The organism is Glaciecola sp. 33A (genome assembly GCF_002836745.1).
Classification (GTDB): domain Bacteria; phylum Pseudomonadota; class Gammaproteobacteria; order Enterobacterales; family Alteromonadaceae; genus Glaciecola.
Map to the genome: position 1 here is coordinate 528,567 of NZ_PJAR01000024.1, position 23,059 is coordinate 551,625.

The 23,059-nt window shown below is 42.3% G+C and carries 18 protein-coding genes and 1 tRNA gene; 11 read left to right on the forward strand and 8 right to left on the reverse strand.

Annotated features, from left to right (window positions below; translation table 11 throughout):
* Positions 1-78: 78 nt before the first annotated feature.
* The gene (yjgA, locus tag CXF81_RS02660) at positions 79-606 is read right to left on the reverse strand and encodes a ribosome biogenesis factor YjgA (RefSeq protein ID WP_101179810.1); all 528 of its coding nucleotides are present in this window, start codon (positions 604-606) and stop codon (positions 79-81) included.
* An 82-nt stretch (positions 607-688) separates the two neighbouring features.
* On the opposite strand from yjgA, the gene pmbA reads away from it, so the two are divergent.
* Positions 689-2,020: a metalloprotease PmbA gene (gene pmbA, locus CXF81_RS02665; protein WP_101179811.1), complete on the forward strand. Its 1,332-nt coding sequence runs from the start codon at positions 689-691 to the stop codon at positions 2,018-2,020.
* A 95-nt stretch (positions 2,021-2,115) separates the two neighbouring features.
* Here pmbA and arcA read toward each other — a convergent pair whose 3' ends face one another.
* The 4 genes from arcA to trmB all read right to left on the reverse strand — a co-directional run bounded on the left by arcA (position 2,116) and on the right by trmB (position 6,447).
* Positions 2,116-2,820 (reverse strand): two-component system response regulator ArcA, encoded by a 705-nt coding sequence (gene arcA, locus CXF81_RS02670; protein ID WP_101179812.1) that lies wholly within the window; start codon positions 2,818-2,820, stop codon positions 2,116-2,118.
* A 322-nt stretch (positions 2,821-3,142) separates the two neighbouring features.
* Positions 3,143-4,555, reverse strand: a complete 1,413-nt coding sequence (locus CXF81_RS02675; RefSeq protein WP_101179874.1) for a glycogen synthase — start codon at positions 4,553-4,555, stop codon at positions 3,143-3,145.
* A gap of 107 nt (positions 4,556-4,662) precedes the next feature.
* Entirely contained in the window at positions 4,663-5,721 is a 1,059-nt protein-coding gene (locus tag CXF81_RS02680) for a methyltransferase (RefSeq protein ID WP_101179813.1), read from the reverse strand.
* Positions 5,722-6,447, reverse strand: coding sequence for a tRNA (guanosine(46)-N7)-methyltransferase TrmB (gene trmB / locus CXF81_RS02685; protein WP_101179814.1), 726 nt, complete (start codon positions 6,445-6,447; stop codon positions 5,722-5,724).
* A 128-nt stretch (positions 6,448-6,575) separates the two neighbouring features.
* Here trmB and mutY point away from each other — a divergent pair, with 128 nt between their 5' ends.
* The 10 genes from mutY (at position 6,576) to CXF81_RS02735 (ending at position 18,370) form a co-directional block, all read left to right on the forward strand.
* A complete protein-coding gene (mutY, locus tag CXF81_RS02690) occupies positions 6,576-7,772 on the forward strand; it encodes an A/G-specific adenine glycosylase (protein ID WP_101179815.1) in 1,197 nt (398 codons plus the stop codon).
* A gap of 117 nt (positions 7,773-7,889) precedes the next feature.
* On the forward strand, positions 7,890-8,162 hold the full coding sequence (locus CXF81_RS02695) for an oxidative damage protection protein (protein ID WP_006015440.1): 273 nt from the start codon (positions 7,890-7,892) through the stop codon (positions 8,160-8,162).
* 121 nt (positions 8,163-8,283) lie between these two features.
* Positions 8,284-8,359 (forward strand) — tRNA-Phe (locus CXF81_RS02700).
* 164 nt (positions 8,360-8,523) lie between these two features.
* The gene (locus CXF81_RS02705) at positions 8,524-10,230 is read left to right on the forward strand and encodes an alkaline phosphatase (protein WP_101179816.1); all 1,707 of its coding nucleotides are present in this window, start codon (positions 8,524-8,526) and stop codon (positions 10,228-10,230) included.
* A gap of 190 nt (positions 10,231-10,420) precedes the next feature.
* Positions 10,421-12,721 carry a TonB-dependent receptor gene (locus tag CXF81_RS02710; protein WP_101179817.1) on the forward strand — a complete coding sequence of 767 codons (2,301 nt, stop codon included), beginning with the start codon at positions 10,421-10,423 and terminating at the stop codon, positions 12,719-12,721.
* 211 nt (positions 12,722-12,932) lie between these two features.
* Positions 12,933-14,378 carry an NAD(P)/FAD-dependent oxidoreductase gene (locus CXF81_RS02715; protein ID WP_101179818.1) on the forward strand — a complete coding sequence of 482 codons (1,446 nt, stop codon included), beginning with the start codon at positions 12,933-12,935 and terminating at the stop codon, positions 14,376-14,378.
* Between the two features lie 79 nt (positions 14,379-14,457).
* The gene (locus CXF81_RS02720; protein ID WP_101179819.1) at positions 14,458-15,132 is read left to right on the forward strand and encodes a nitroreductase family protein; all 675 of its coding nucleotides are present in this window, start codon (positions 14,458-14,460) and stop codon (positions 15,130-15,132) included.
* A 52-nt stretch (positions 15,133-15,184) separates the two neighbouring features.
* Complete coding sequence (locus CXF81_RS02725) at positions 15,185-16,411, forward strand: threonine/serine exporter ThrE family protein (RefSeq protein WP_101179820.1); 1,227 nt, start codon at positions 15,185-15,187, stop codon at positions 16,409-16,411.
* Positions 16,412-16,578: 167 nt separating this feature from the next.
* Positions 16,579-17,532, forward strand: a complete 954-nt coding sequence (locus CXF81_RS02730) for an SDR family oxidoreductase (protein ID WP_101179821.1) — start codon at positions 16,579-16,581, stop codon at positions 17,530-17,532.
* Positions 17,533-17,629: 97 nt separating this feature from the next.
* Entirely contained in the window at positions 17,630-18,370 is a 741-nt protein-coding gene (locus CXF81_RS02735; protein WP_101179822.1) for a class I SAM-dependent methyltransferase, read from the forward strand.
* Positions 18,371-18,447: 77 nt separating this feature from the next.
* On the opposite strand, the gene CXF81_RS02740 is transcribed toward CXF81_RS02735, so the two are convergent.
* The 3 genes from CXF81_RS02740 to CXF81_RS02750 are packed head-to-tail and all read right to left on the reverse strand — an operon-like array spanning position 18,448 to position 23,004.
* Positions 18,448-19,065, reverse strand: coding sequence for an isochorismatase family protein (locus CXF81_RS02740; RefSeq protein ID WP_101179823.1), 618 nt, complete (start codon positions 19,063-19,065; stop codon positions 18,448-18,450).
* Positions 19,066-20,916 carry a hydantoinase B/oxoprolinase family protein gene (locus CXF81_RS02745; protein ID WP_101179824.1) on the reverse strand — a complete coding sequence of 617 codons (1,851 nt, stop codon included), beginning with the start codon at positions 20,914-20,916 and terminating at the stop codon, positions 19,066-19,068.
* Positions 20,917-20,928: 12 nt separating this feature from the next.
* Positions 20,929-23,004 carry a hydantoinase/oxoprolinase family protein gene (locus tag CXF81_RS02750; protein ID WP_101179825.1) on the reverse strand — a complete coding sequence of 692 codons (2,076 nt, stop codon included), beginning with the start codon at positions 23,002-23,004 and terminating at the stop codon, positions 20,929-20,931.
* Between the last annotated feature and the right edge of the window lie 55 nt (positions 23,005-23,059).

Genomic DNA, 23,059 nt, shown 5'->3' on the forward strand with positions numbered 1-23,059 from the left:
TAGAAAATGCAGTGCCTAAGTTGCCTGCAAAAGCGCACAGGCTGCCCTATCGTGAGCGTGCTTGTTCAGCCATGGACGCTACTGTGTAATATGTTGCTTTAAGTACTGAAAAATTTCTCGTGCTGCTTTTGGTGGTTTTTCAGTTTCTTTCTGTTTAACGGCCTGACGTTGCATTTGTCTTAGCTTTTGTCTGTCTAACTCAGGATATTTATCCAAAAGTGTCTGAATTACGCTATCGCCGTGAGTCACAATGTCGTCTCGAAGTTGTTCAAGTTCATGGAACTTACTAGTAGACTTTACGTGATGGGCATGCAATCTGTTGATGCCATCTTCAATCAGTTCAAGATCGCACTTGCGCAATATCTTCCCAATTAATTGAAGTTGACGTCGAAAACCGTCCTTTTTCTTATTGATGCGATTGGCTAATTGGATAGCATCACGCAACTCCTCGTTCATTGGGATTTCGCTTAATTGTGCATTCGAAAACTCAACTAAAGCGACACCTAACTGCTTTATATCTTCTGCTTCTTGCTTAAGCTGAGTTTTGCTTTTTATTATTTCACCATTTTCGTCAAGAAGTGGTTCGTTGCTGTAATCGGCATTCATATAAAGTTTTTTGATTTCTTTAGTGCTAGAATTATGGTTGATTGTAACCGTCACACTATAGTTTGGACAGTAAAAATAATATATGGAATCTCAAAAGCAGTTAGCAGAAATTCAAAATGTCGTAGATGACGCACTGCGTCTAGCTATTCAAAAGGGCGCAACAGCGGCCGAGGCAAGCATGTCTAAAGTTCAGGGCATTGCCGTATCATCAAGACTAAAAGAAGTTGAAACTGTAGAGTTTACAAATGACGGTGGTCTAGGCATAGCGGTGTTTGTAGGGAAACGGAAGGGTAGTGCATCAACGACCGATTTAAGTCCTGCAGCGTTAAGATTAACGGTAGAAAAAGCCGTAGAAATCGCAAAATATACCAGCGAAGATGACTGCACAGGGATCGCTGACAAAGAATTTATGGCCACTGAAATACCAGATTTAGACCTGTACCACCCGATAGAATTAGATACAGAAGCCGGAATTAAAATGGCAATTGAGGCCGAAACTGCCGGAATGGACTATGATCCAAAGATTATTAATTCAGATGGTGCGTCATATAATGCCAATTTAGGTGTGCGAGTATACGGAAATACTCATGGTATCAACGCCGGTTATGCAAGCAGCCGTTATAATTTAAGTTGTGTACTCATTGCTCAAGAGGGCGACGATATGCAACGCAATTACAGCTACACAATGAACCGTGAAGCCCATTTGCTCGACTCAGCCTACCAAGTAGGTGTGGATGCGGCTAAAGAGACGCTGAGCCGTTTAGGTGCGAAAAAAATCAACACTGCAAAAGTCCCCGTGCTGTTTCATCGTGATGTTGCATCTGGGCTTTTTGGCCATTTTGTGAGTGCAATTAGTGGTGGTAGCTTATATAGGCAGTCTTCATTTTTGTTAGATAGCTTAGGAACCAACGTATTCCCGGAGTGGCTAACAATCAATGAAAAGCCACATTTGATGAAAGGCTTGGCAAGTTCACCATTTGATAATGAAGGTGTGCGTACACAAGATATGACCATAGTTGAGTCTGGTATGTTGCAACATTACTTATTGACGAGTTATTCGGCACGAAAGCTTAAAATGCAAACTAACGGGCACGCAGGTGGCATTCACAACTGGTTACTAAGCTCAACCGGCGAGTCTGATAAAGAACTTCTTGAAAAAATGGGCACTGGGCTGATTGTTACTGAATTGATGGGCCAAGGTGTAAATATTGTGAATGGTGATTATTCTCGCGGAGCCGCCGGTTTTTGGGTGGAAAACGGAATTATCCAATACCCAGTACACGAAATTACGATTGCTGGGAACTTAAAAGATATGTTCCAAAACATCGTTGCGATTGGCGCTGAAACCGAACACAGAAGCAGTATTCAAACGGGCTCTATACTCATCGAATCGATGCAAGTGGCCGGCGATTAAGCTCTGAAGTGATACTGCCTAAAAGCAAAAAGCCCGTCTTTAACCGGGCTTTTTGCTTCTATTTGTAGAGTTTCTAGGCTCCCGCTTCTCAGTGATTAATCTACTTCACCACAAAAACGATAACCCTCACCATGAATAGTTACAATCAACTCTTCATCCTCAGGCTGTGACTCAAAGTGCTTACGAATTCGACGGATGGTCACATCTACGGTTCTGTCGTTAGGACGCAATTCCCGGCCGGTCATCTCCATAATTAGCTGCTCGCGAGTTAATATTTTACCTGGGTTGCTCAAAAACAGATGCAATGCTCTAAATTCACTGCGCGGTAATCTAAACTCTTTAGCAACAGGAGATATCAAGCTGCGGCTATCGCCGTCGAGGGTCCAACCATTAAAGTTAACTTTACTTGGCAAGTCATCATCTTCGGATGCACTACTGGTGCGGGATAATAAGTTGCGAGCACGAATAGTCAATTCGCGAGGATTAAAAGGCTTAGTTAAATAATCATCTGCACCAATTTCCAGACCAAGAATACGGTCAACATCGTTGTCGCGGCCGGTGAGGAAGATAAGACCCACGTTTTTTCTATCACGAACTTCGCGCGCTAGGAGTAATCCATTTTTGCCCGGCAAGTTAATGTCCATTATTACCAAATTGATCTGGTTGTTCTGGAAAAAGTCATGCATCTCGTGGCCATTTTCAGCCTCAAATACATTGTAGCCTTCGGCTTCGAATAAGCTCTTCAGCGTAGTGCGGGTCACTACTTCGTCTTCAACGATAAGGATATTTGGCGTTTGCATTTTTTACACTCTGTTAACATTCTAAATTGAGTCTATCAGAATATTGATAAACATCAGTTATTATATACGAAAAATTTCAATTGTTAGCCCACGATATATTCTGCGCTGTCGGATTTAGTGCACTAATAATCTGAATTTCTGAAAATTAACGCGTCTCGAGCTGTAACAAACTTTTATATCTGTAATAAACTTACATTTATCCCCTAGTATATTCAAAATGTGACTCAATTGAAAACTTGATTTGGGTATACTTTGATCTTAGTTGCAATAATGTCTTTTTCAAGTGAATTTTAAATCTTAATGACTCACTATTTGCAGCTTGTTATTTGCGCTGATAAACATCCACATATTTGTCAGCAGCTTCTTTCCATGTGAATTTTTTCTGCATGCCTCGCTTAATGACAGCTTGCAATTTTTTATTGTCTTCAAGTCTAACAAGTAACGCCTTTCTTATCACGCTAAGCAATGCTTGCGGCGTGGGTTGCCTGAAAACAAAACCGGTTCCCTCAGGTTCATCAATATCAACTATGGTGTCTTTTAAACCGCCAATGCCACGCACAATAGGCGTTGTTCCATAGGCTAGGCTATACATTTGGTTGAGTCCACAAGGCTCAAACTCAGATGGCATCAAAAAAAAGTCAGCGCCCGCTTCTACTTTGTGTGCATAGTCCGGCTTAAAGTCCTCGATAAAAACAAATTGCGTAGGATGCGCATTTGCAATTCGATGAAGCTCTTCTGTTATGTCTTTTTGACCTGTTCCTACTAATGCAATTTGGACACTATGCTTCAGAATATCTTCAATGATGGGTATTAAGTAGCCAAAACCTTTTTGCAGGGTTGTTCTGCAAACCATGCCTAATATAGGAACTTTGGTGTTTGCCCTTAGACCGAAGGTCTTTTGTAAGTCTTTTTTACACGCCGCTTTACCCGACATATCATCAATACAATAATGCGCGGCAATAAATTCGTCAGTACTCGGGTGCCATTGCTCGTAATCGCAGCCATTGAGTACACCTTCGACAACGTTTATACGCTGGCGAATAACGTCATCAATTCCGTGACTGCCTAAGGGCGTGGCGATTTCTTGCGCATAAGTGGTGCTAACAGGACAAATATTGTCGGCATATAAGAGACCGGTTTTCAGCATATTTAAATGATTATTTTCAACATACATACCAGCTGCTGTTGGCTCAACACTTGGGATGTTGACCAAGTTGTCGGTGCCTTGAAATGCTGCGTTGTGAATAGTCAATACAGATTTGGTGTGCGCAAAATACTCATAGGTAAGCGGCGAATGCTTGGCAAAGTAACAGGCCATTGAGGTGTGCCAGTCGTTGGTGTGTAAAATATCTGGCTTAAAACCCACCGCTTCAGCGGTTTTAAGTGCTGCTAACGAGAAAAAGGTAAATTTTTCCGCATTGCCAACGTTAGAGTCTTCGCTGTAAAGTTTATCATTGTTAAAATATTTTGGATAATCAACAAAGTAGATGGCAATTCCGTTAAAATTCAGTTCTTTTATATCAAATGCATAACTTTGACCGTTGGTATAAATAATTTGTTTTGGCGTTGCATTTGATAGCCTGAAAGAATCAGCCACGGCTTTGTAATAAGGAAGGATAATATTGACTTCATGTCCAAGTTCAGACAACGCTATGGGCAGTGCTTTGCCAACATCGGCTAAGCCTCCGGTTTTAACTATGTCTTCTACTTCAGATATCAAAAAAAGTATTTTCATCATTTACTGAGTCTTCTTATCTAATTTTTTAATGTCATTTGTTACAATATAAGGCGTAAAGTCGGCAATATTGGGTCTAACTTAGTTAATCAAAGTCGCTTAAAGGGCTACTTTGCTGCTTCGTAAATATTATATTTATTCGTGCTTACTAGTGTTTTAGAGCGAAAATACAAACCACTCATCACCTCACTGTAGGGTAAAAATTTATTCGCTACAATATCCAGTGTGCCGCGCGGGCGAGTCTGTTTATGCGCCTGAGCTATAAATTGCTGTGTTATACTGTAGTCGTTACGAATACCAGTATGAAATGGCGGGTTACTAACGACGTGATCAAAGTAACCTTCGACTTGTTTCATTCCATCACTCGCAATCACCTTTCCTTCAACCGCATTGAGCTCAAGTGTTTGTTTGCTGCAGTAAATAGCAAGTGCTGATACATCACTCATAGTGACCTTTACCTTGGCATTGAGTTTGGCAAAATAAGTACCAATGATGCCAGTGCCGCAAGCGAAGTCTAATACCTGACCTTTCATGTTGACTAGTTTGACGCAACGCGGTTCAAATTGTGCTAACAATAATTGAGTGCCCGGATCGAATTGTTTGTGACCAAATACGCCAGGAAGTGAAAATACTTTTAGTTCTTGGTCATTCACCAAATACTTTCTGATAACCCCAAATTGCTTTATTTCAAAAGCTGATTTGTTCGGTGTTTCGATTTCAACGCTAATTAAACCACAATGTTTCGCGCCATCAATTTTGTTAACGGTTGAGCCTAAACGCGCTAACAATTTGCCGACACTTTTAATGCCTGCTTTGTTTTCGCCAACAATCAATAATTTACCGCCTACCTTGACCAAGTCGGTCATGTTGGCAATAAGCATTTCAAGATGTTGTTTCGCTTTTGGTAAAAAAATAACAGCTCCATCTAGTTGCTGTTTATCTTTGAGATCGTCAATACCGAAGCTGGCGGCGAAAACTTGCAGAAATTTACTGGTATTCTCGCTCTGAAAATAAATATCATGAAATTGATGCAGACCAGTAATATCCATACTTGGGCCGCGTAGTTCGTCAAAAATAGCAGCATCAGAGGGATTAACAATCGCCCATTTGCCATTTTCAAAAATATCGGTGTTGCGTAATAACAACTGACTAGGTAATGACAGCATTTAGCTTACTCTCTTAAAAATGAGATCCCAAACGCCGTGACCAAGTTTCTGGCCACGAACTTCAAATTTGGTAATAGGGCGATAATCGGGGCGAGGAACATAACCAGTAGTTTCTTCGCTTGAGGTGTTTTCGAAACCATCTGCCTGTGTCATCACATCCATCATGTGCTCTGCATAGTGCTGCCAGTCTGTCGCCATGTGAAAAGTACCACCAATAGCCAACTTTGTACGTATGTTCTGCACAAAATCACGCTGTACTATGCGGCGTTTGTGATGACGCGTTTTATGCCATGGGTCAGGAAAATATAATTGCAAACGATGCAGTGAATCATCAGCTATCGACTGAGCTAGCACTTCAACAGCATCATGTTCAAATACTCGCAGGTTCTCAACGCCAGCCTCTTCAGCATCGGCTAAACACGCTCCAATGCCAGGACGATGCACTTCAATACCTATGAAATTGTGTTGCGGAGCTGTCGCTGTCATTTCAACTAACGACTTACCCATGCCAAAACCAATTTCAAGCACGGTGGGTGCGGTGCGACCAAAAACGTGATCAAAGTTGAGCATGCCCTGATCGATACTTAGGCCCTTGCTTGGCCAGTTTCCTTCAATTGCTTTCGCTTGAGCATTAGTTAAGCGCCCCTCGCGTTTTACAAAACTTCTTATTTTGCTTATGTATACGCCAGCTGCGCGGGCTTCTTCTTGGCTTTTGAATGACTTCATGTATATCGTGATCTTTATTAAATAAATGTCTGGTAAATAAACAAATCAGTCGAAATATGACGACAGATTGGTCTTAGGGTACAAAAGTCCGGTATTATAATCCATTCTTTGGCAGATGTGCGGTTAATGTGACTTACAATAGCTTTTCTTTTTCAAATGCGCTCTTAGCTTGGTTTGACCAACATGGACGTAAAAATTTGCCATGGCAAAAAAACAAATCTCCTTATTCAGTTTGGATCTCGGAAATAATGTTGCAGCAAACTCAAGTAGCAACTGTTATTCCGTATTATGATACTTTCATGCAACGCTTTCCAAGCGTTACCGATATAGCCAATGCACCGGTTGATGAAGTGCTGCACTTATGGACGGGATTGGGTTACTACGCCAGAGCGAGAAACCTGCACAAGGCTGCCCAGCAAGTTCGAGATTTGCATGCAGGTAAATTTCCTACGACCTTTGAGGAGGTTATTGCATTGCCAGGCATAGGACGCTCTACTGCAGCCGCTGTTTTATCATTATCTTTGAATCAACCCTTTGCAATTATGGATGGAAACGTAAAGCGAGTGCTCACTCGCTATATGGCAATCGAGGGTTGGGCTGGCGCTAAAAAAATAGAAGATAGATTGTGGCTTGAGGCTGAAGCACTTAAGCCTGCTGCTGTTGGTTTAGATGAAAGCTTAGAAAATAAATTAACTGAGCAAGAATACAACGCTAAAAGTCGCGCGCCTAGATATGGCGATTACACGCAGGCAATTATGGATTTAGGTGCAACAATATGCACTCGGTCAAAACCTAAATGCGATGACTGTCCGATGCAGTTGCATTGCTTAGCTTTTGCGCAAGGAAAGCAAGCTGAGTTTCCATTTAAGAAGCCTAAGAAACAAATTCCGACAAAATACACGACAATGTTAATTCCGTCGTTCAATGGTCAAGTGTTGATGCAGCAAAGACCGCCTAGTGGAATTTGGGGCGGACTGTGGGGTTTTTTAGAAACAGGTTTCGACAAAGAATCAGAAAAAACGACTGAACAAGCTTTGTTGATACTTGAAGATAGCCTACTGCGCGTGAATTTGCAGAATGCGAGAGTGCGAGAACTCGGCACTTTTAAACACACGTTCAGTCACTTTCATCTGTTGATTTTTCCTGTGCTTATTGAGTTGAAAGAACCACCTGTGCAAACGGTTAATGAACGTAATGCTGAGTTTGATAGTGCGCTGGATAAGAGCGCTATAAATCAACTTTGGTTTGATTCATACAACCCGAGTAAAATTGGCTTGTCGGCACCTACAATGAAAATACTAGAGATGTTAAAAAGCGACTATTAAATGCAGGCATGGTATTTAACTGCGCCTAGTTGACGGGTTTTAAGCAATCATTCCTGAAGTTCATTAGTTTATTGAGCTATACTCTGCAAAATTGATATTTATCCTAAGGTACATGACATGGCACGAACAGTAAGTTGCGCGTATTTGAATAAAGAAGCCGATGGTTTGGATTTCCAGTTATATCCAGGTGATGTTGGTAAGCGCATATTCGACACAATCTCTAAAGAAGCGTTTAGTCTCTGGCAGAAAAAACAAACCATGTTGATCAATGAGAACAAGTTGAGCATGATGGAAGTGAACGATAGAAAATTTCTTGAAGAAAAAATGGTTGCTTATCTGTTTGAAGGTATCGAACCCACTATAGAAGGTTACGTTCCGCCTACAAAATAACCGTTTGAGCCCTTTTAGTGAGATAAAGTCGCAAAACATTAGAAATGAGTTGACTTGGAAGGGCAAAATCCGTTTAATACGCCCCCACAGCGAATTACAGCGTCAAAACGCAGTCGCAAATGCCTCGATAGCTCAGTTGGTAGAGCAGCGGATTGAAAATCCGCGTGTCCCTGGTTCGATCCCGGGTCGAGGCACCATTATTCTAAAGCCCTGCATGAAAATGCGGGGTTTTTTTTTGTTCGCTCGAGCATTGGTGACCTAAATAATGCTTTAACACAGTCATTTAACTATAATAAAACGTTAATCTTAATATCATGTTTAGTTTTCATAATTACTGTTTTTAAATGCCCACGGGACCATAATGAATACAATGAATCGACGTTCTTTTCTGGCTGGTTGTGTTATCGCTTCAGCCACTATTACTGTGTCCACCGCCCTAACTGGTTGCACTCGCAGTCACAAAAAATCGGCGCTTAGCGATGTACTCTTCAGTCATGGCGTGGCTAGCGGCGACCCATTATCAAACGCAGTCATTATATGGACGCGCGCTATACCCTCAACCAACGCGATGCAAGGAGACACTTTTGCTACTGTTAACGTTCTTTGGGAAATAGCGACTGATCAAGGATTCGTAGATATTGTTCGGGTTGGTCAAGTAATCACAAGCGAATCGATTGATTATACAATTAAAGTAGACGTTCAAGACTTACAAGCAGCAACACAATATTATTTTCGGTTTACTGGAGCACACCAAATAAGTAGAGTCGGTCGCACTAAGACACTGCCTGTTGGTGACGTTGATTCAATAAAACTAGCCGTGCTTTCATGTTCAAACTTTCCGGCTGGCTATTTTAATGCTTACGCTGAGGCTGCAAAAGATAATCAAATAGATGCTGTTTTACATTTAGGAGATTACATTTATGAGTATGCAATGGGCGGTTATGCAACTCAGAGAGCTGAGGAGATTGGCCGCTCAATTTCGCCGGATAACGACAAAGAGACAATAAGCCTTGTTGATTACCGTAAGCGATATGCATTATATCGGACTGATAAAGGCTTATTAGATTTACACGCTAATACGCCGTTTATAGCAGTATGGGATGACCATGAAGTGGCCAATGATACTTATAAAGATGGTGCTCAAAACCATAATGAAGGGGAAGGTGGTTTCTTCGAACGGCGCCTTGCGGCCATTAGTGCTTACTATGAATGGTTACCTATACGCCCACCCAAGGGAAATCAAAGCCCCGAAATTTACCGCCACTTTGAATTTGGTAATTTGCTGAGCTTGTACATGCTTGATACTCGAATTATCGGTCGAGACAAGCAGTTGGAATATTCAGAATATCGTGACACTGAAACCAACACCTTTAATAGCAAAGAGTTTATTCATGATATTAATAAACCACAGCGAACATTATTAGGCAAAAAACAATTTGACTGGTTAAGTGCCGCCATTTCTGAGTCCACAGCGAAGTGGCAAGTGCTAGGGCAGCAGGTGCTAATGAGTAAAATGATGTTACCTATTGACGTATTTGGCGGTGACGATCGCAGCCAAATTCCGCGCACTATTGAGCAGCTTGTTAATATCCAACAAGCGTTAGAAAACGGTCAAGAAGTGTCTGTTCAAGAGCTAAACAGACTCAACACAAAAATGCCATATAACCTTGATGCATGGGATGGCTATCCCGCCGAGAGAGAAAAACTTTACGCCACTGCACAGCAAACCAATAAATCGTTAATTGTGCTTGCCGGTGATACCCACAACGCTTGGCATTCAGTTTTAAGCGCGCAAAATGGCTTACCAGTTGGAGTGGAATTTGCCACGCCTGCCGTCTCATCGCCAGGAATGGAGTATTATTTGCGAACTGAGCATGAAACTTCAAGCAAGCTGGCGCAACAATTACCTTTGTTAATTGATGATTTACAGTATTGCAATTTGCATCAACGCGGATACATGACGATTACTCTCACTTCTCAAAAAGTGACCGCTGAATGGATCTACATTGATCAAATATTATCACCAAACTATCAGGTTGCAGCAAGACATAAGGTCGATTATAGTTAATTTTAAGTGGGCATTGCTGCATTTTTATGAATGTAGCAATGGCCTCATTCCCCCAACAAGCGGAGGTTTTATTAGGCGTCACAAATCTGTAAATAAAGCTAAATAAAATCACAATAAATCAATCACATAACTGACATTTTTGGCGTGCAGTATAAGCGACTTTATTAGCACGTTATTGGATTACGTCAACATGTCAAAAACAAACAGCAAACTTACATTGATAGGTATATTGGTAGTATCAATTGTAGGCAGTGTTCAAGCGCAAGAAATTGAAGAAATAATGGTTACTGCGCAAAAACGTGAACAGTCGGTTATGGATGTACCAGCCACAATGGACGTTATAAGTGGTGCATTTCTTGAACGCACCAATACTTTACAGCTTGATGATTTATCGCGCATGCTACCCAACGTAGTCATCCAAGAGCAAGCGGTCAGTTTGCCCTCGTTCAATGTACGCGGTATTACCGATGATACGGCCTCTATTTCTTCAACGCCGCGTATTTCAGTATTTCTAGACGGTTTTGATATCAGTAAAAAAACGGTTGCCAGCGCTGCCCTTTTTGATATTGCTCGAGTAGAGGTACTTAAAGGTCCACAACCCACATTATTCGGAGCCGCTGCGGCAAACGGGGCTGTCAGTATTATTTCGAACATACCCACCAACGTCTCACAAGGCAAGTTAAAACTAGGCTACAACTCAGAGCAAGGCAAAGAAATACAAGTTATGCTCAATCGAGCCATCAATAATCAACATAGCTTTCGGATAGCCGGTTTATATCGAGAAATGGATGGCATTATTAAAAATAATGCGTGTGGTAGCAATTCATATAATACATCTGGCTCCGTTACCAATCATTTAGGTGAACAAGTGCCTTGTAAGGGGAATAACGATTTGAATGGGGTATCTGTGCAAGCTGTGCGCGCGACATTGCGCTCTACATTTAATAAATTAGAAATAATTACCCGCGGCAGCTATGAGTATAATGATCAGCCTGGTATCGCATTTAAGTCAGGCTCTATTGCTCCTAAACAAGGAGATACCAGCCCATACACCGATGCCGAATTAGGTCTAGGTCCATTATTAGGCATTGAGCGTACATTAACCTCGTTTGACATCACTGCAACTTATGACATGACTGCGCAACTAAGTATAAGTGCTGATGCTTACTATAAAGATGTTGAGTTACAAGAAGGATTTGATGCTGATGGTTCAGGTTTACGTATTCAAGATGCATATTTTGAAAACAATGCAAAATTAAAAGGTGCATCAGCTAGAGTCGTGTTCGACAATGACACTGATTTTGCTGGTTTTATTGGCATTTCTAGCAATAAAGACGATTCTGTTTTACCTTACTATATTTTAGTTGATCCCTCTATACGTGGCACATTTAACGCTGCTTTAGCTAATTTAGAAAGCGCTTTTCCTGATATTCCTTTAAACCAAAATACGGATACCAATGCAAGTCTTGCTGACATAGAGATGCTAAGAGCAATGTTAGTTGCTTCGCTGTTTGACAGCAACGGCAACCCAGTTTCTATTGCAGGATTACCCAAAAATATAGTGCAAGGTCCATTTGTGTTTGAAGCCGAATTAGACATTAATTCTATTGTTGCTGAAGGCTCATATGACTTTACCAACAGAATTAACTTGACGGCGGGTTTGCGATACATTGATGAAACCCGGTTCACGCGCAACTTTGGTATATTTGAAGGCGAAGGGAAATTTAACGCAACTTTACCCCGTTTTGCAGTTAACTATAGGGTGAGTGACAACTGGAATGCCTACTTCAACTATGCAAAAGGGCGACGTTCACCGGTAGTTAATCCTGGCGCTGGAGGTGTTGATATCACCAAAGCTGAAATTGTTGATAGTTTTGATATCGGTGCTAAGTACCAAGCGGGTAAAATTTCCTTTACAGGTGCAATTTTTACTTACTCATACAAAGACTTCCAACAAGCATTTACCGATCCACAAACCCTGCAAAGTAATACGGTTACCGTTGGCGACTCGACAATGTCGGGTATTGAAGCTTCCGTCAATTATATGCCATCTAGTACTTTGATGATGGGCGCCAGCCTGGGCCTACTGGATGCGAAATTTGCAGACAAAACATCTACTGGGGAAGCATTTGAATACGCCGGAAATCGATTCAGATTAGCACCCGAAGTGAGTGCTGCGCTCAATATAAATAAACTTTTCAGTATAGCTGAATGGGAGCTTGAGGCCGATTGGCTAATGAGTTACCAGTCTGAAGTATTCTTTGAAAGTAGCAACTATCCGGGCTTGTCGCAAGACGCCTATTGGCTAGTCGATGCATCACTTAAATTCAAGCCCAATGCTGGTGATTATTCAGTTGAACTATATGCTGATAATCTATTTGATGAGGAATTTTTAATTGATGCAGGCAACACCGGAGGAGGTTTGGGTATTCCGACATTCGTTCGCGGTATGCCAAGAATTTTTGGGCTACGCGTAAATATGGACTTTTAATTACGATAAGCTAGCAAACTTATAAGGTCTATTGTTGCCCCGCATTGTGCTATTGCCCAGCTTTTAATAGGGTGCATTATGTCGCGAGTAGGTGCAAGGTAAAAAAATATTTAGATAAACTACTCGGCATTCCAGTATCGAGTAGTTTTCTGATTTATTGTGCTATCGTAAACACTTTCAATATAAACCGTAAAAAACGGCGAAATACTACATGCATGCAGTTGTCATCGTTGGAACAGGGTTTGGTGCAATATCAGCAGCAATAGCGCTACTAAAAAGAGATATTGACGACTTTGTGATGCTTGAACGTCGCAGTTTTGCGGGCGGAACTTGGCTACAAAATAGTTACCCTGGCGCGGCTGTCGATGTGCAATCGCCCTTATACAGTATTGCCGGCGAACCTTACGCTTGGTCGCATCTATTTGCTAAACAAAATGAGTTAGCAGCTTACACGCAAAACCTTATTGCAAAGTATCTCCTTTGCGAGCACATCAGATTAAATGCTGAGGTGGTTGGTGCTATATGGCGTGATAGTTACTGGGATGTAAGGCTCGCAAACGACGAAATCCTAACTTGCAAAGCTATTATTAATGCAACGGGTCCGTTGAGTAACCCTGTCGTGCCGGAATTCAACGGCTTTGATAAATTCAAAGGAAGCAGTTTTCATACTAATGATTGGCAGCACAGTGTAGATATTACAAATAAAAAAGTTGCCGTTATTGGCAGTGGAGCAAGTGCAGTTCAGGTGATACCGGCGATCGTCGATAAGGTGGCAACACTGCACGTTATACAACGTACCCCGCATTGGGTGATCGCCAGAATGGATTGGGCTTTTCCGCGTTGGCTTAGCAACGTATTCGCGTTTCTACCTTTGTATACTGTCATTCGTTGGTTTATTTATTGGACCTTAGAAATGCGTGTCTTAGCGTTTAAATATAGCCGTACTTTGTTAAAGGTGTTGGCTGAAGGGCCAGCGCGAAAACATTTAAAAAATCAAGTTGGCGATGAAGCTTTACGGAAAAAATTAACACCTGATTTTACCATTGGATGTAAGCGCATTATTCTTTCGAACATCTATTATCCTGCACTACAAAAGGCAAATTGTGAATTGCACGATCAGCACGATACATTTATCGGGTTTACTGAAAACGGTTTATCTTTTGCTGGTTCTGGTGACTTGGAAGTAGACGTTGTTGTGTTTGCAACTGGCTATAACGCCAGCGATTCTATGGTTTCATACGATGTTACAGGCAGAAAAGGAACACGGCTCAACGAGCATTGGCGGGATTACCCAAGGGCTTATTTAGGTACCACCGTTCCTAATTTCCCTAATTTCTTTGTGATCACGGGCCCAAATACGGGTATTGGTCACACGAGTGCCATTTTTGTTATCGAGTCGCAGATGAAATACGTAATGCGATGTATCGATATTTTGCAGTCGAGCAAAGTAAAAGCCATTGAACCTACCGAAAGTGCCGAAACCGAATATACCGAAATGGTGCATAGTGAAATGGAAAAAACAGTTTGGAAGACTGGTGGTTGCGCAAGCTGGTATCAAAATAAACAAGGCAAGGTAATCGCTATGTTTCCTGGCTTCAGTTTCACTTTCAGACGCTTGTGCAAGAGATTCATTTTTGGACACCATCATATTGAATGAGACGTTTATCTATAGTGCTGTGCAGGCTATACTTGAGGTATTAATTATCACTCGACTAACGACATAAATTGGTTGACTAATGAAAGCTCATAATTCATCGCCTCTCTCAGACTACATAGAGTATCCTCAAGAGGAAATGCTGATCCGTTCTCAAGCATTTTATGATGATATAAAACGCCGTCATAGTATTCGCAAATTTAGTGACCGAAAGGTGCCGCAAGCAATCATTGAAAATTGTATAAAGGCTGCTGGAACAGCACCAAATGGCGCGAATCATCAACCTTGGCATTTTGTAGCTATTCATTCAGATGATGTAAAAAAACAAGTCAGAGAGCAAGCTGAACTGCATGAGCAAGGCTTTTATGCAGGGCGCGCAGGTGAGGAATGGCTTGAAGCGTTGCAGCCTCTTGGCACCGATGCTCAAAAACCTTATCTTGAGCAAGCTCCTTGGTTAATCGCTATTTTTAGTCAAAAAAAGGGAGGGGCTAGTCCCGGCGATAAGCATAGCAATTATTATGTGCATGAGTCGGTCGGTATTGCCACTGGTTTTCTGATAACGGCGTTGCATAATGCTGGGTTAGTAACCTTGACTCATACGCCAAAACCAATGACATTCCTATCAAAAATATGTGAAAGGCCCGATGATGAACGTCCATATATGTTGCTGATAGCTGGCTACCCGGCGCTTGATGCAACGGTGCCGGAGCATGCAAAAAATAAGAAAACGCTCGAACAAATTTGCACTTTTTTATAGTGAAGTAGACGACCTCCAATACAAATCCCTTTAAGGGCAGAGAAACAAAATATTGAACACTCAAGAATTTATTCAAATCCGTCGTTTCATACTGAAGCTGGGCAAGATGTTGCACAAGTATGGAACGCCAGCATTTCGACTAGAGGCATACTTACTCGAGGTATCTAGCTATTTGGGTGTCTACGCCTCGTTTATTGCAACACCAACCTCTATTACTTTCGTGATCTGGAGTGATAAACACGAGGATGAATATAATCATGCTGCGCGACTCCAACCAGGCGATTTGGACATGAATGCTCTGTCGCTTACCGATGAGTTGGCAAATGAATTATTGTCTGGGGGAATAACGTTAACGGATGCTGATATCCGGTTGGACGCTATCAATGAAATGCCAAGTCCATACGGTAAGATTATCACCGGTTTTGCATTTGCTTTAGCGACAGGCTCATTTTCAATGCTAATGGGCGCCAGTTTAGCGGAGATTTTTTGGGCTGCCTTACTCGGTTTTGTTTCTTACTTATGGATTTTATGGGCACAAAAATCGAAGCGCGTAAATTTAATGCTAGAACCAGTAACTTCGTTTGCTGCCGGTATTTTAGCGTGCGCTATAAGTCGTTATTTAGATCCCGGCATTAACATTCCATTGATGGTACTTTCTGCGGTCATTGTATTGGTGCCGGGTTTAGCACTAACCATGGGATTGGCGGAGCTTTCGTCGAGAAATCTAGTGTCTGGGACCGCGCGAATAATGGATGCAATTATGCAATTATTTAAGCTCTACTTTGGTGCATTTTTAGGCGTTGGTGTTGGTTTCAGTTTATTTGGAGAGAATCAGTTTGAGCCCGCCGCTTCTCTGCCATATTGGGCGACTTGGTTGGCTGTCGGTTTGTTATGTTTCGCATTAGTACCTATTTTTAGAACACGACTGAAACACATACACTGGGCATTAATGTCGGCTTTTATCGCCTATGGTGTGACGGTTTATAGTTCTAATTATATAGACCAAACCTTTGGCACATTCCTAGGTGCATTTGCGCTGGGTGTTTTTGCGAATGCCTTTGGAAGAATAGCAAACCAACCCTCAACCATTGTCGCTATGCATGGTTTAATTGTGCTGGTGCCAGGTTCTAAAACCTATATCGGTTTGAATTCGTTTATTTCAGGTCAGGACTTTGTGCAAGCGTCGCATGTCGGACAAGAAGTGTTTCTGATATTTATGTCGTTGGTTGCGGGACTGATATTTGCGAATGTAGTAATGCCAACCAGAAAGGCACTCTAGTTAAGCCGTAAGGCGAAATAAAACACTTTTTTACTGTCTACTATTCACAGAACTAAGGCCATACGATTAACTAAATAAATTGTGATTAAAGCCAACGCCAGCCTATATTATAGCGACTAGCAAACCATGTTTATTTGTAATGAGCTCGCAAAAAGGGAAACCATCTTATGCCACACAATAACGCATCAACATATTCTGGTAAGACAACACTTATTTCTGGAGCCGCAGGCGGCATAGGGTTTGCTTTAGCTAAAGAGTTTGGTGAACTGGGCATGAATGTTGTGATTGCTGACATCGACGAGGCTGCATTAACGAGTGCTAAAGAGCAGTTAGAGTCTATGAATATTAATGTGTTAGCGTGCAAATTAGATGTTACTGATTTTTCCCAGTGGCAAGCCTGTGTTGAGCAAACGATAGCCACTTTTGGTAAGTTACATATGCTTGTAAATAACGCAGGTGTTGGCGGCGTTCCGGGTAAAATTGAGCAAGCGGATCATGATATATGGCGCTGGGTCATTGATGTCAATTTGATGGGAGTGGTATACGGAGCGCAAGCAGCAATACCTGAAATAAAACGCCATGGCGACGGTGGCTGGATTATAAATGTAGCGTCAATGGCGGGTATGACGGGCGTTCCTTATTCAAGTTCATACTCCGCTACGAAAGCAGCCGTTGTGTCGATGACCGAAAGTTGGGCTGTGGAATTAAAATCACATAATATTCAAGTGTCAGCGCTGTGTCCTGCCTTTGTTAAAACACGTATTCACGAGTCAATGCGCAATAAACAAGATAAATATAAGTCGAGCACAGAATCCAAAGAAATTGCGCTAGCAGATAAAAAAAATGCGCTAGCAGATAAAGAAATTGCGCTAGCAAATAAAGAGCGTTACAAAAAGAATTTTGGTCAAGCAGCCGCGTTGGTTGAGTCCGGTATTGCGCCAGAACTACTTGCAAAACGCGTTATTGAAGCTCTTAACTCGGGGCAGACGTATATATTCACCCACCCTAATTACAAAGAAGTGGTCGGATACAGAGCAGCAATGATTGATAAAGCTTTTGACGATGCCCAGCAAAGTGAGCTAGTCAAACATCTTATTGATGATGAGGTCGTTAGTTTGTGAATGCGCTTTAATAATCACTAAGATGGTAAATACAGTATATTAATCGACGCTTTGTTAGCGCGTGTATTAAACATCATAATTGTTGCTTAAGGGCTTTATGTCAGAAACAAAATGGGATCCGGTTAAATATAATCAAGTCGCTGATTTTGTAGCTAAGCTTGGTGAGCCCTTATTAAACCTGCTTACACCAAAATTGTCAGACTCTATTCTAGATGTGGGTTGTGGCGATGGCAGTCTTACCGAAAAAATCAAACCTTTATGCCAACATGTGCTTGGCATAGACGCAAGTGCTGAAATGGTTCTAGCTGCTAAGGCAAAAGGCCTTAATGCATCGGTAAAAGATGCTAACGATCTAGACTTTAACGAGCAATTTGATGGTGTTTTTTCGAACGCAGCTCTGCATTGGATGACAACACCAAAAGCAGTAATAAGTGGTATTTACCGAGCATTAAAACCACGGGGCCGTTTTGTTGCAGAGTTTGGCGGCTTCGGTAATGCAGGCAAAATAGTTGATGCGCTGACTACCTGTTTAGAACGTGAAGGTATTGTGTATCAAAATCCATGGTACTTCCCCACAGCTGAGGCTTACTCGTACTTGTTAGTACAGCAGGGTTTTGAGCTTGAACATATCGAATTATTTGATCGTTTTACGCCACTACCAGCGCATTTAAGTGAATGGCTAACAGCCTTTTGCCAGGCATTTTTTACAAATGTAGATGTTATACAAAAGAAACACATCATTGGCGAAGTTACTAATTTACTGAAACCTGATTTATTGGTAAATGGCCAATGGCATGTCGATTATGTCAGGTTACGCGTAAAGGCCATCAAACCATAGCGCCATTAAACCGCAGCGCCATCGAAATAGCGCCTTCAAACTATAGCGTTTTTAGGCTGGGTGTTAAGGTCGTTAGATCACAGTGATTTAAAGTACTCTATAATCTGGCTTAAGGGTAAAACCTGAGCATACTTTGCATGCATGTCATGCAGGCTCATTGCATGCGCCGACTGATTCCTATCGCCACATGCTTCAGTTACGACTGCACACAGGAAGTTATGTTGCAGACCATCTACACATGTCGCGCGCACACAACCCGAGGTAGTTAAGCCCGTGATAATAAGTGAGTCTATGTTGAGCGCTGCTAATCTGCTGGCCAAGGTTGTTGCAAAAAAAGCACTTGGATAGTTTTTTTCAATAATATTGTCGCGGTTGATATAATTGCTAAACTTATCGTGAATATCGACCCAGTGAGACCCTCTCTGCAATATATTTAATGCAGGCAATCGCTGCCTGAATACACTTGCTTGTTGCTCATTATCGTAAACAACAGTGCTGAAAAAAACAGGAACGTTACTCGCAGTCGCGGCCTCGATCAACTTAAGATTTGCCTCTAGTTGAGGTTCGAAATCTCCTCCCAAAGGGCTTTTCTTATCAGCAAAACCGTTGCTAAAATCGACAGCAATTACAGCTGGGCTTCTACCCAACTGTAATTCACCAATAAGCAGATCATTATTGATAAGTGTTACGCTCATTTAGAACTCGGGTGCTTGGGGTGCAGTGAGCTTGGTTTCTGCCAAACTGCGAGCTTTGATATCAGCAATATCACCACCAAAATCAAACAATTTAACATCACCACGGGTACTCGCCATTTGTGCTCTTAGCGTGGTTGTCGCTGTTTGGTCAATAGACATATCGTCGTTGATAACTACCCCATAGGCTGCGGCGCCTTTAACCGAAACTAATGAACGATTTATATCATCTAATACCAACTGAGGCTCGCGTTTTAATGGATCTCCCCAGCCACCGCCACCCCACGTATTAAAGTACAAAATATCGCCATCTTTAACCTCAATGCCTTCACACTTTGCAGGTAATGTTTCTTCACTCCCATCAGCTCGAATTAATATTTTGGTTGAGCGCATACCGGGGACTCCGCCGTTAACTCCCCAAGGGTATGTTAACCAACGGTCATCATGGATAGCTATTTGGCCATCATTTAAGAAACGATAGCCGACAGATAGGCCATTGCCACCACGATGCAAGCCTGCGCCGCCTGAGTCTAATATTGCTTCATACGCCTCGACTCTCAGTGGAAAGTAAGCTTCAATGAATTCGTTAGGAACATTAGTAAAACCTGGCCACAGTGAATGACCGTCAGGGCCGTCCCCAGCAGGGCGACCTGGAATACCACCAAATCCAATTTGAAAGAGTTGAAACCACTCGCCTTTAGCATCGTAGCCTGAATAAAATAAATGCGGTGAATCTGAAAATCCTGCTGCATTCATCGCTTCAGGTGCGCCCTGTCCGAGCAAGCCACCCATGACATCAAATATCCTGCCGAGGGCATGGGTTCTTCCAGAGAGAGCCGCTGGGTAATTTGGTTTCAATAAGCTACCTTGAGGTATGCGTACGTCCACCAAGTCGTAAAAACCATCATTAAAGAGTATTTGTGGGTCAACTAAGTTGATAGTGAAAGAACCAAAAAACATCTTAAACATTTCTTCATTTAAGTAGAAATTAATTGAGCTTTTGGCTTGTGGATCGGTGCCTTCAAAGTCAAATATTGCCTTGGGTCCTTCACGCCACATTTTACAGCGAATCTTGTACGGTCCTTTACCCACGCCATCGTCACACAAGTAATCTTCAAATACGCGAGGCTCTTCAGGCACTAACATATTGATGATTGCAGACATTGCAGTATGATTTCGTTCTAACATAACTTCCATTGTTGAGTAAAAAGTGTCATCACCAAATCTATCGGCTATCTCAATAACTCGCTTCGATGCTGTATTACAGGCAGCGACTAAGGCGTTTAAATCAAACCGATTCCACTGTGGTGTTCTTACGTTGTGCAAAATGAGTTCTAACAGGTCTTTCTGCAATACGCCCTTCTTGTACAGCTTTGTTGGGGGAATGCGAATACCTTCTTGGAAAATAGTTTCAGCTTTAATTGGAATTGAGCCAGGGACCATTCCGCCATTATCTGACATGTGACCAAACATTGCTGACCAAGCGATATGCCTGCCTTCACGGAAAATAGGAACAATAACAATCCAATCCGGTAAATGGGATACGGCACCATTACACATATAAGGGTCGTTAGTTAATAGCACATCACCTTCTTCCACTTGTCCTGAAAATGCGTCCATAAAACCATGGATGAAAGAGCCAAATTGTCCTACCACCATTTTACCATCTTTATTTGCAATCATCGGAAAGCAATCGCCTTGCTCACGAATACCTGGACTCATTGCTGTTCTAAATAAGACCGCGTCCATTTCTTCACGCGCATTTTTTAGCGCATTTTCAATTATATCAACGGTGACTGTGTCCGTATCAACGCGATTAAGAGGAGCTGTGTTTGTTTCAATAATTTTGTTCATCTTGATCTCCTACTATTTATTTTTGTTTGCGTTAACAGGATTAATTAAAAGGTTGCCAACGGTATCTACAGTGGCAACATATCCGGGTAAAATAACCGTTGTAGAATCCATCTCACCTACGATGCAGGGGCCAGGAATAACTAAGCCCACAACCATTTTAGCGCGCTCATAAATGGCAGCTTGATGGTACTGTCCTGCATGATAAATTTTGGTGTCGGCAATTTTGCATTCGAGCAATGTAGTATTTCCAGTTATTTGCTTGCTTAAAGGCAGAGCAGTGGAGGCTGCAGATACAATTGCACGAACCATGACAATCTCGTGACCTTCATCGAGGGCAAAGGTAAATAGTTGAGTATGTTGTTCGTCAAAGCGACTAATTAACAAATCAAGACCTTGGGCTTCAAAGTCGGCTTGAGATATTTCAATAGACAGTTGAAATGCTTGGCCGGTATAACGTACATCAGCTTGTAAGGTAACGTCTAACTCATATTCACTGATCCCATCCGCAATGAGAGTTGAGGAGGCTTTCTCTGTTAACTCATGAAATAGCTTTGCTAGTGAGGCTTGATTTGTATTCTTGATTAAGGTGACATAAGTTTTGGATGCTTCATCCTTAACTACAGTGGTCGCATCGCCATAGGCACATAATACGCCTGGTCCTGGCGGTATAATGGTAGGCCACGAACCAGTCAGAATTCCCAATGCATTTGCATGTAACGGACCTGCTCCACCAAAACCAACGAGGGCAAAATCTCTGGGGTCAAAGCCCTGCTCAACCGACACTAGTCGCAATGCACCAAACATCGCTTCATTAGCAATACGCACAATACCTTCAGCCGCTTCTTCTACAGAAAGGCCCATCGCATCTGCTACTTTTTTGACTGCCTTAACTGCTGCCGCTTTATCAATTGCCATTTTGCCGCCGAGCTGAACGTCTGAGGGTAAGTACCCTAAAACAACGTTAGCATCACATACTGTTGGCTCTACACCGCCTTTCATATAGGCAGCGGGACCTGGTTGAGCACCTGCGGATTCAGGACCTACTCGTAGTGCTTTGGTTAACACAGGAACAAAGGCCAATGAGCCGCCTCCGGCACCAACGGTTCTAACATCAACCGAAGGTGCTCGCACAGTAACGTCGCCAACCCTCGTTTCACGTCGAATGCGTGCCTTAGCATTTTGTATTAAGGCAACGTCGGTTGATGTTCCGCCCATATCAAAAGTTAGAACATTGTCATATCCTGCCGCAGATGCAAAATGTATCGCCCCTGATACACCACCGGCAGGACCGCTCATTAATAAGTTAACCGGATTGTCGGCCGCAGCATTAGCTGAGGCTAAACCACCGTCTGAACGTAAAATAGATAAATGCAGATCTTGGCCCATGGTTTCATGCAACGACGCTTGAAGGTTCTCAACATAGCGTGCAACCTGTGGACGAACATATGAATTTACAACGGTAGTTTCTGTGCGCTCATACTCTTGCATTTCAGGCACGATGTCACTAGAGATGCTAATTGGAATGTCGGTAAAGATTTCTGCAGCAACGGCTTTAGCTTGTTTTTCATGTTCGCCGTTAACATAAGCATTGATGAAGCAAATAGTGAGTGCTTCGACTTCACCCTTCGCTTTAAGCTTCATTAAATCATTTCGAAATGCTTGCTCGTCCAAAGTCTTAACTGTCTTTCCGTCGGCCCCCATGCGCTCATTCGCTTCTATGGTCAATTCGAGCGGGGCTAGTAATGGTTTTTTTACATAACTCACCCAGCCGCCCAAGCCTCCAGGGCAAAAAGAGCGCGCCACTTGCAGCACATGCTTGTAGCCTTTTGTGGTCACCAGGCCAACTTTAGCCCCTTTCCCCGTGAGTACGGCATTCGTGGCAACGGTCGTTCCATGCATGACTCGATTAATTTGTTTTGGATCTATGCCTGACTCTTCACATATTCGCGCAATACCGTTTAATACCCCAATTGACGAATCGTCTGGTGTCGAGAGAACCTTCGCTGTGTGAGTTTCACCGTTGCTTTCGTTGATCAACAAAAGATCGGTAAAAGTGCCTCCAACATCAACGCCTAATCGATAACTCATAACCTTTTCCTTCTTTTATATATTTGTATTAACTAAAAATAGTCGTGCAAGGTAA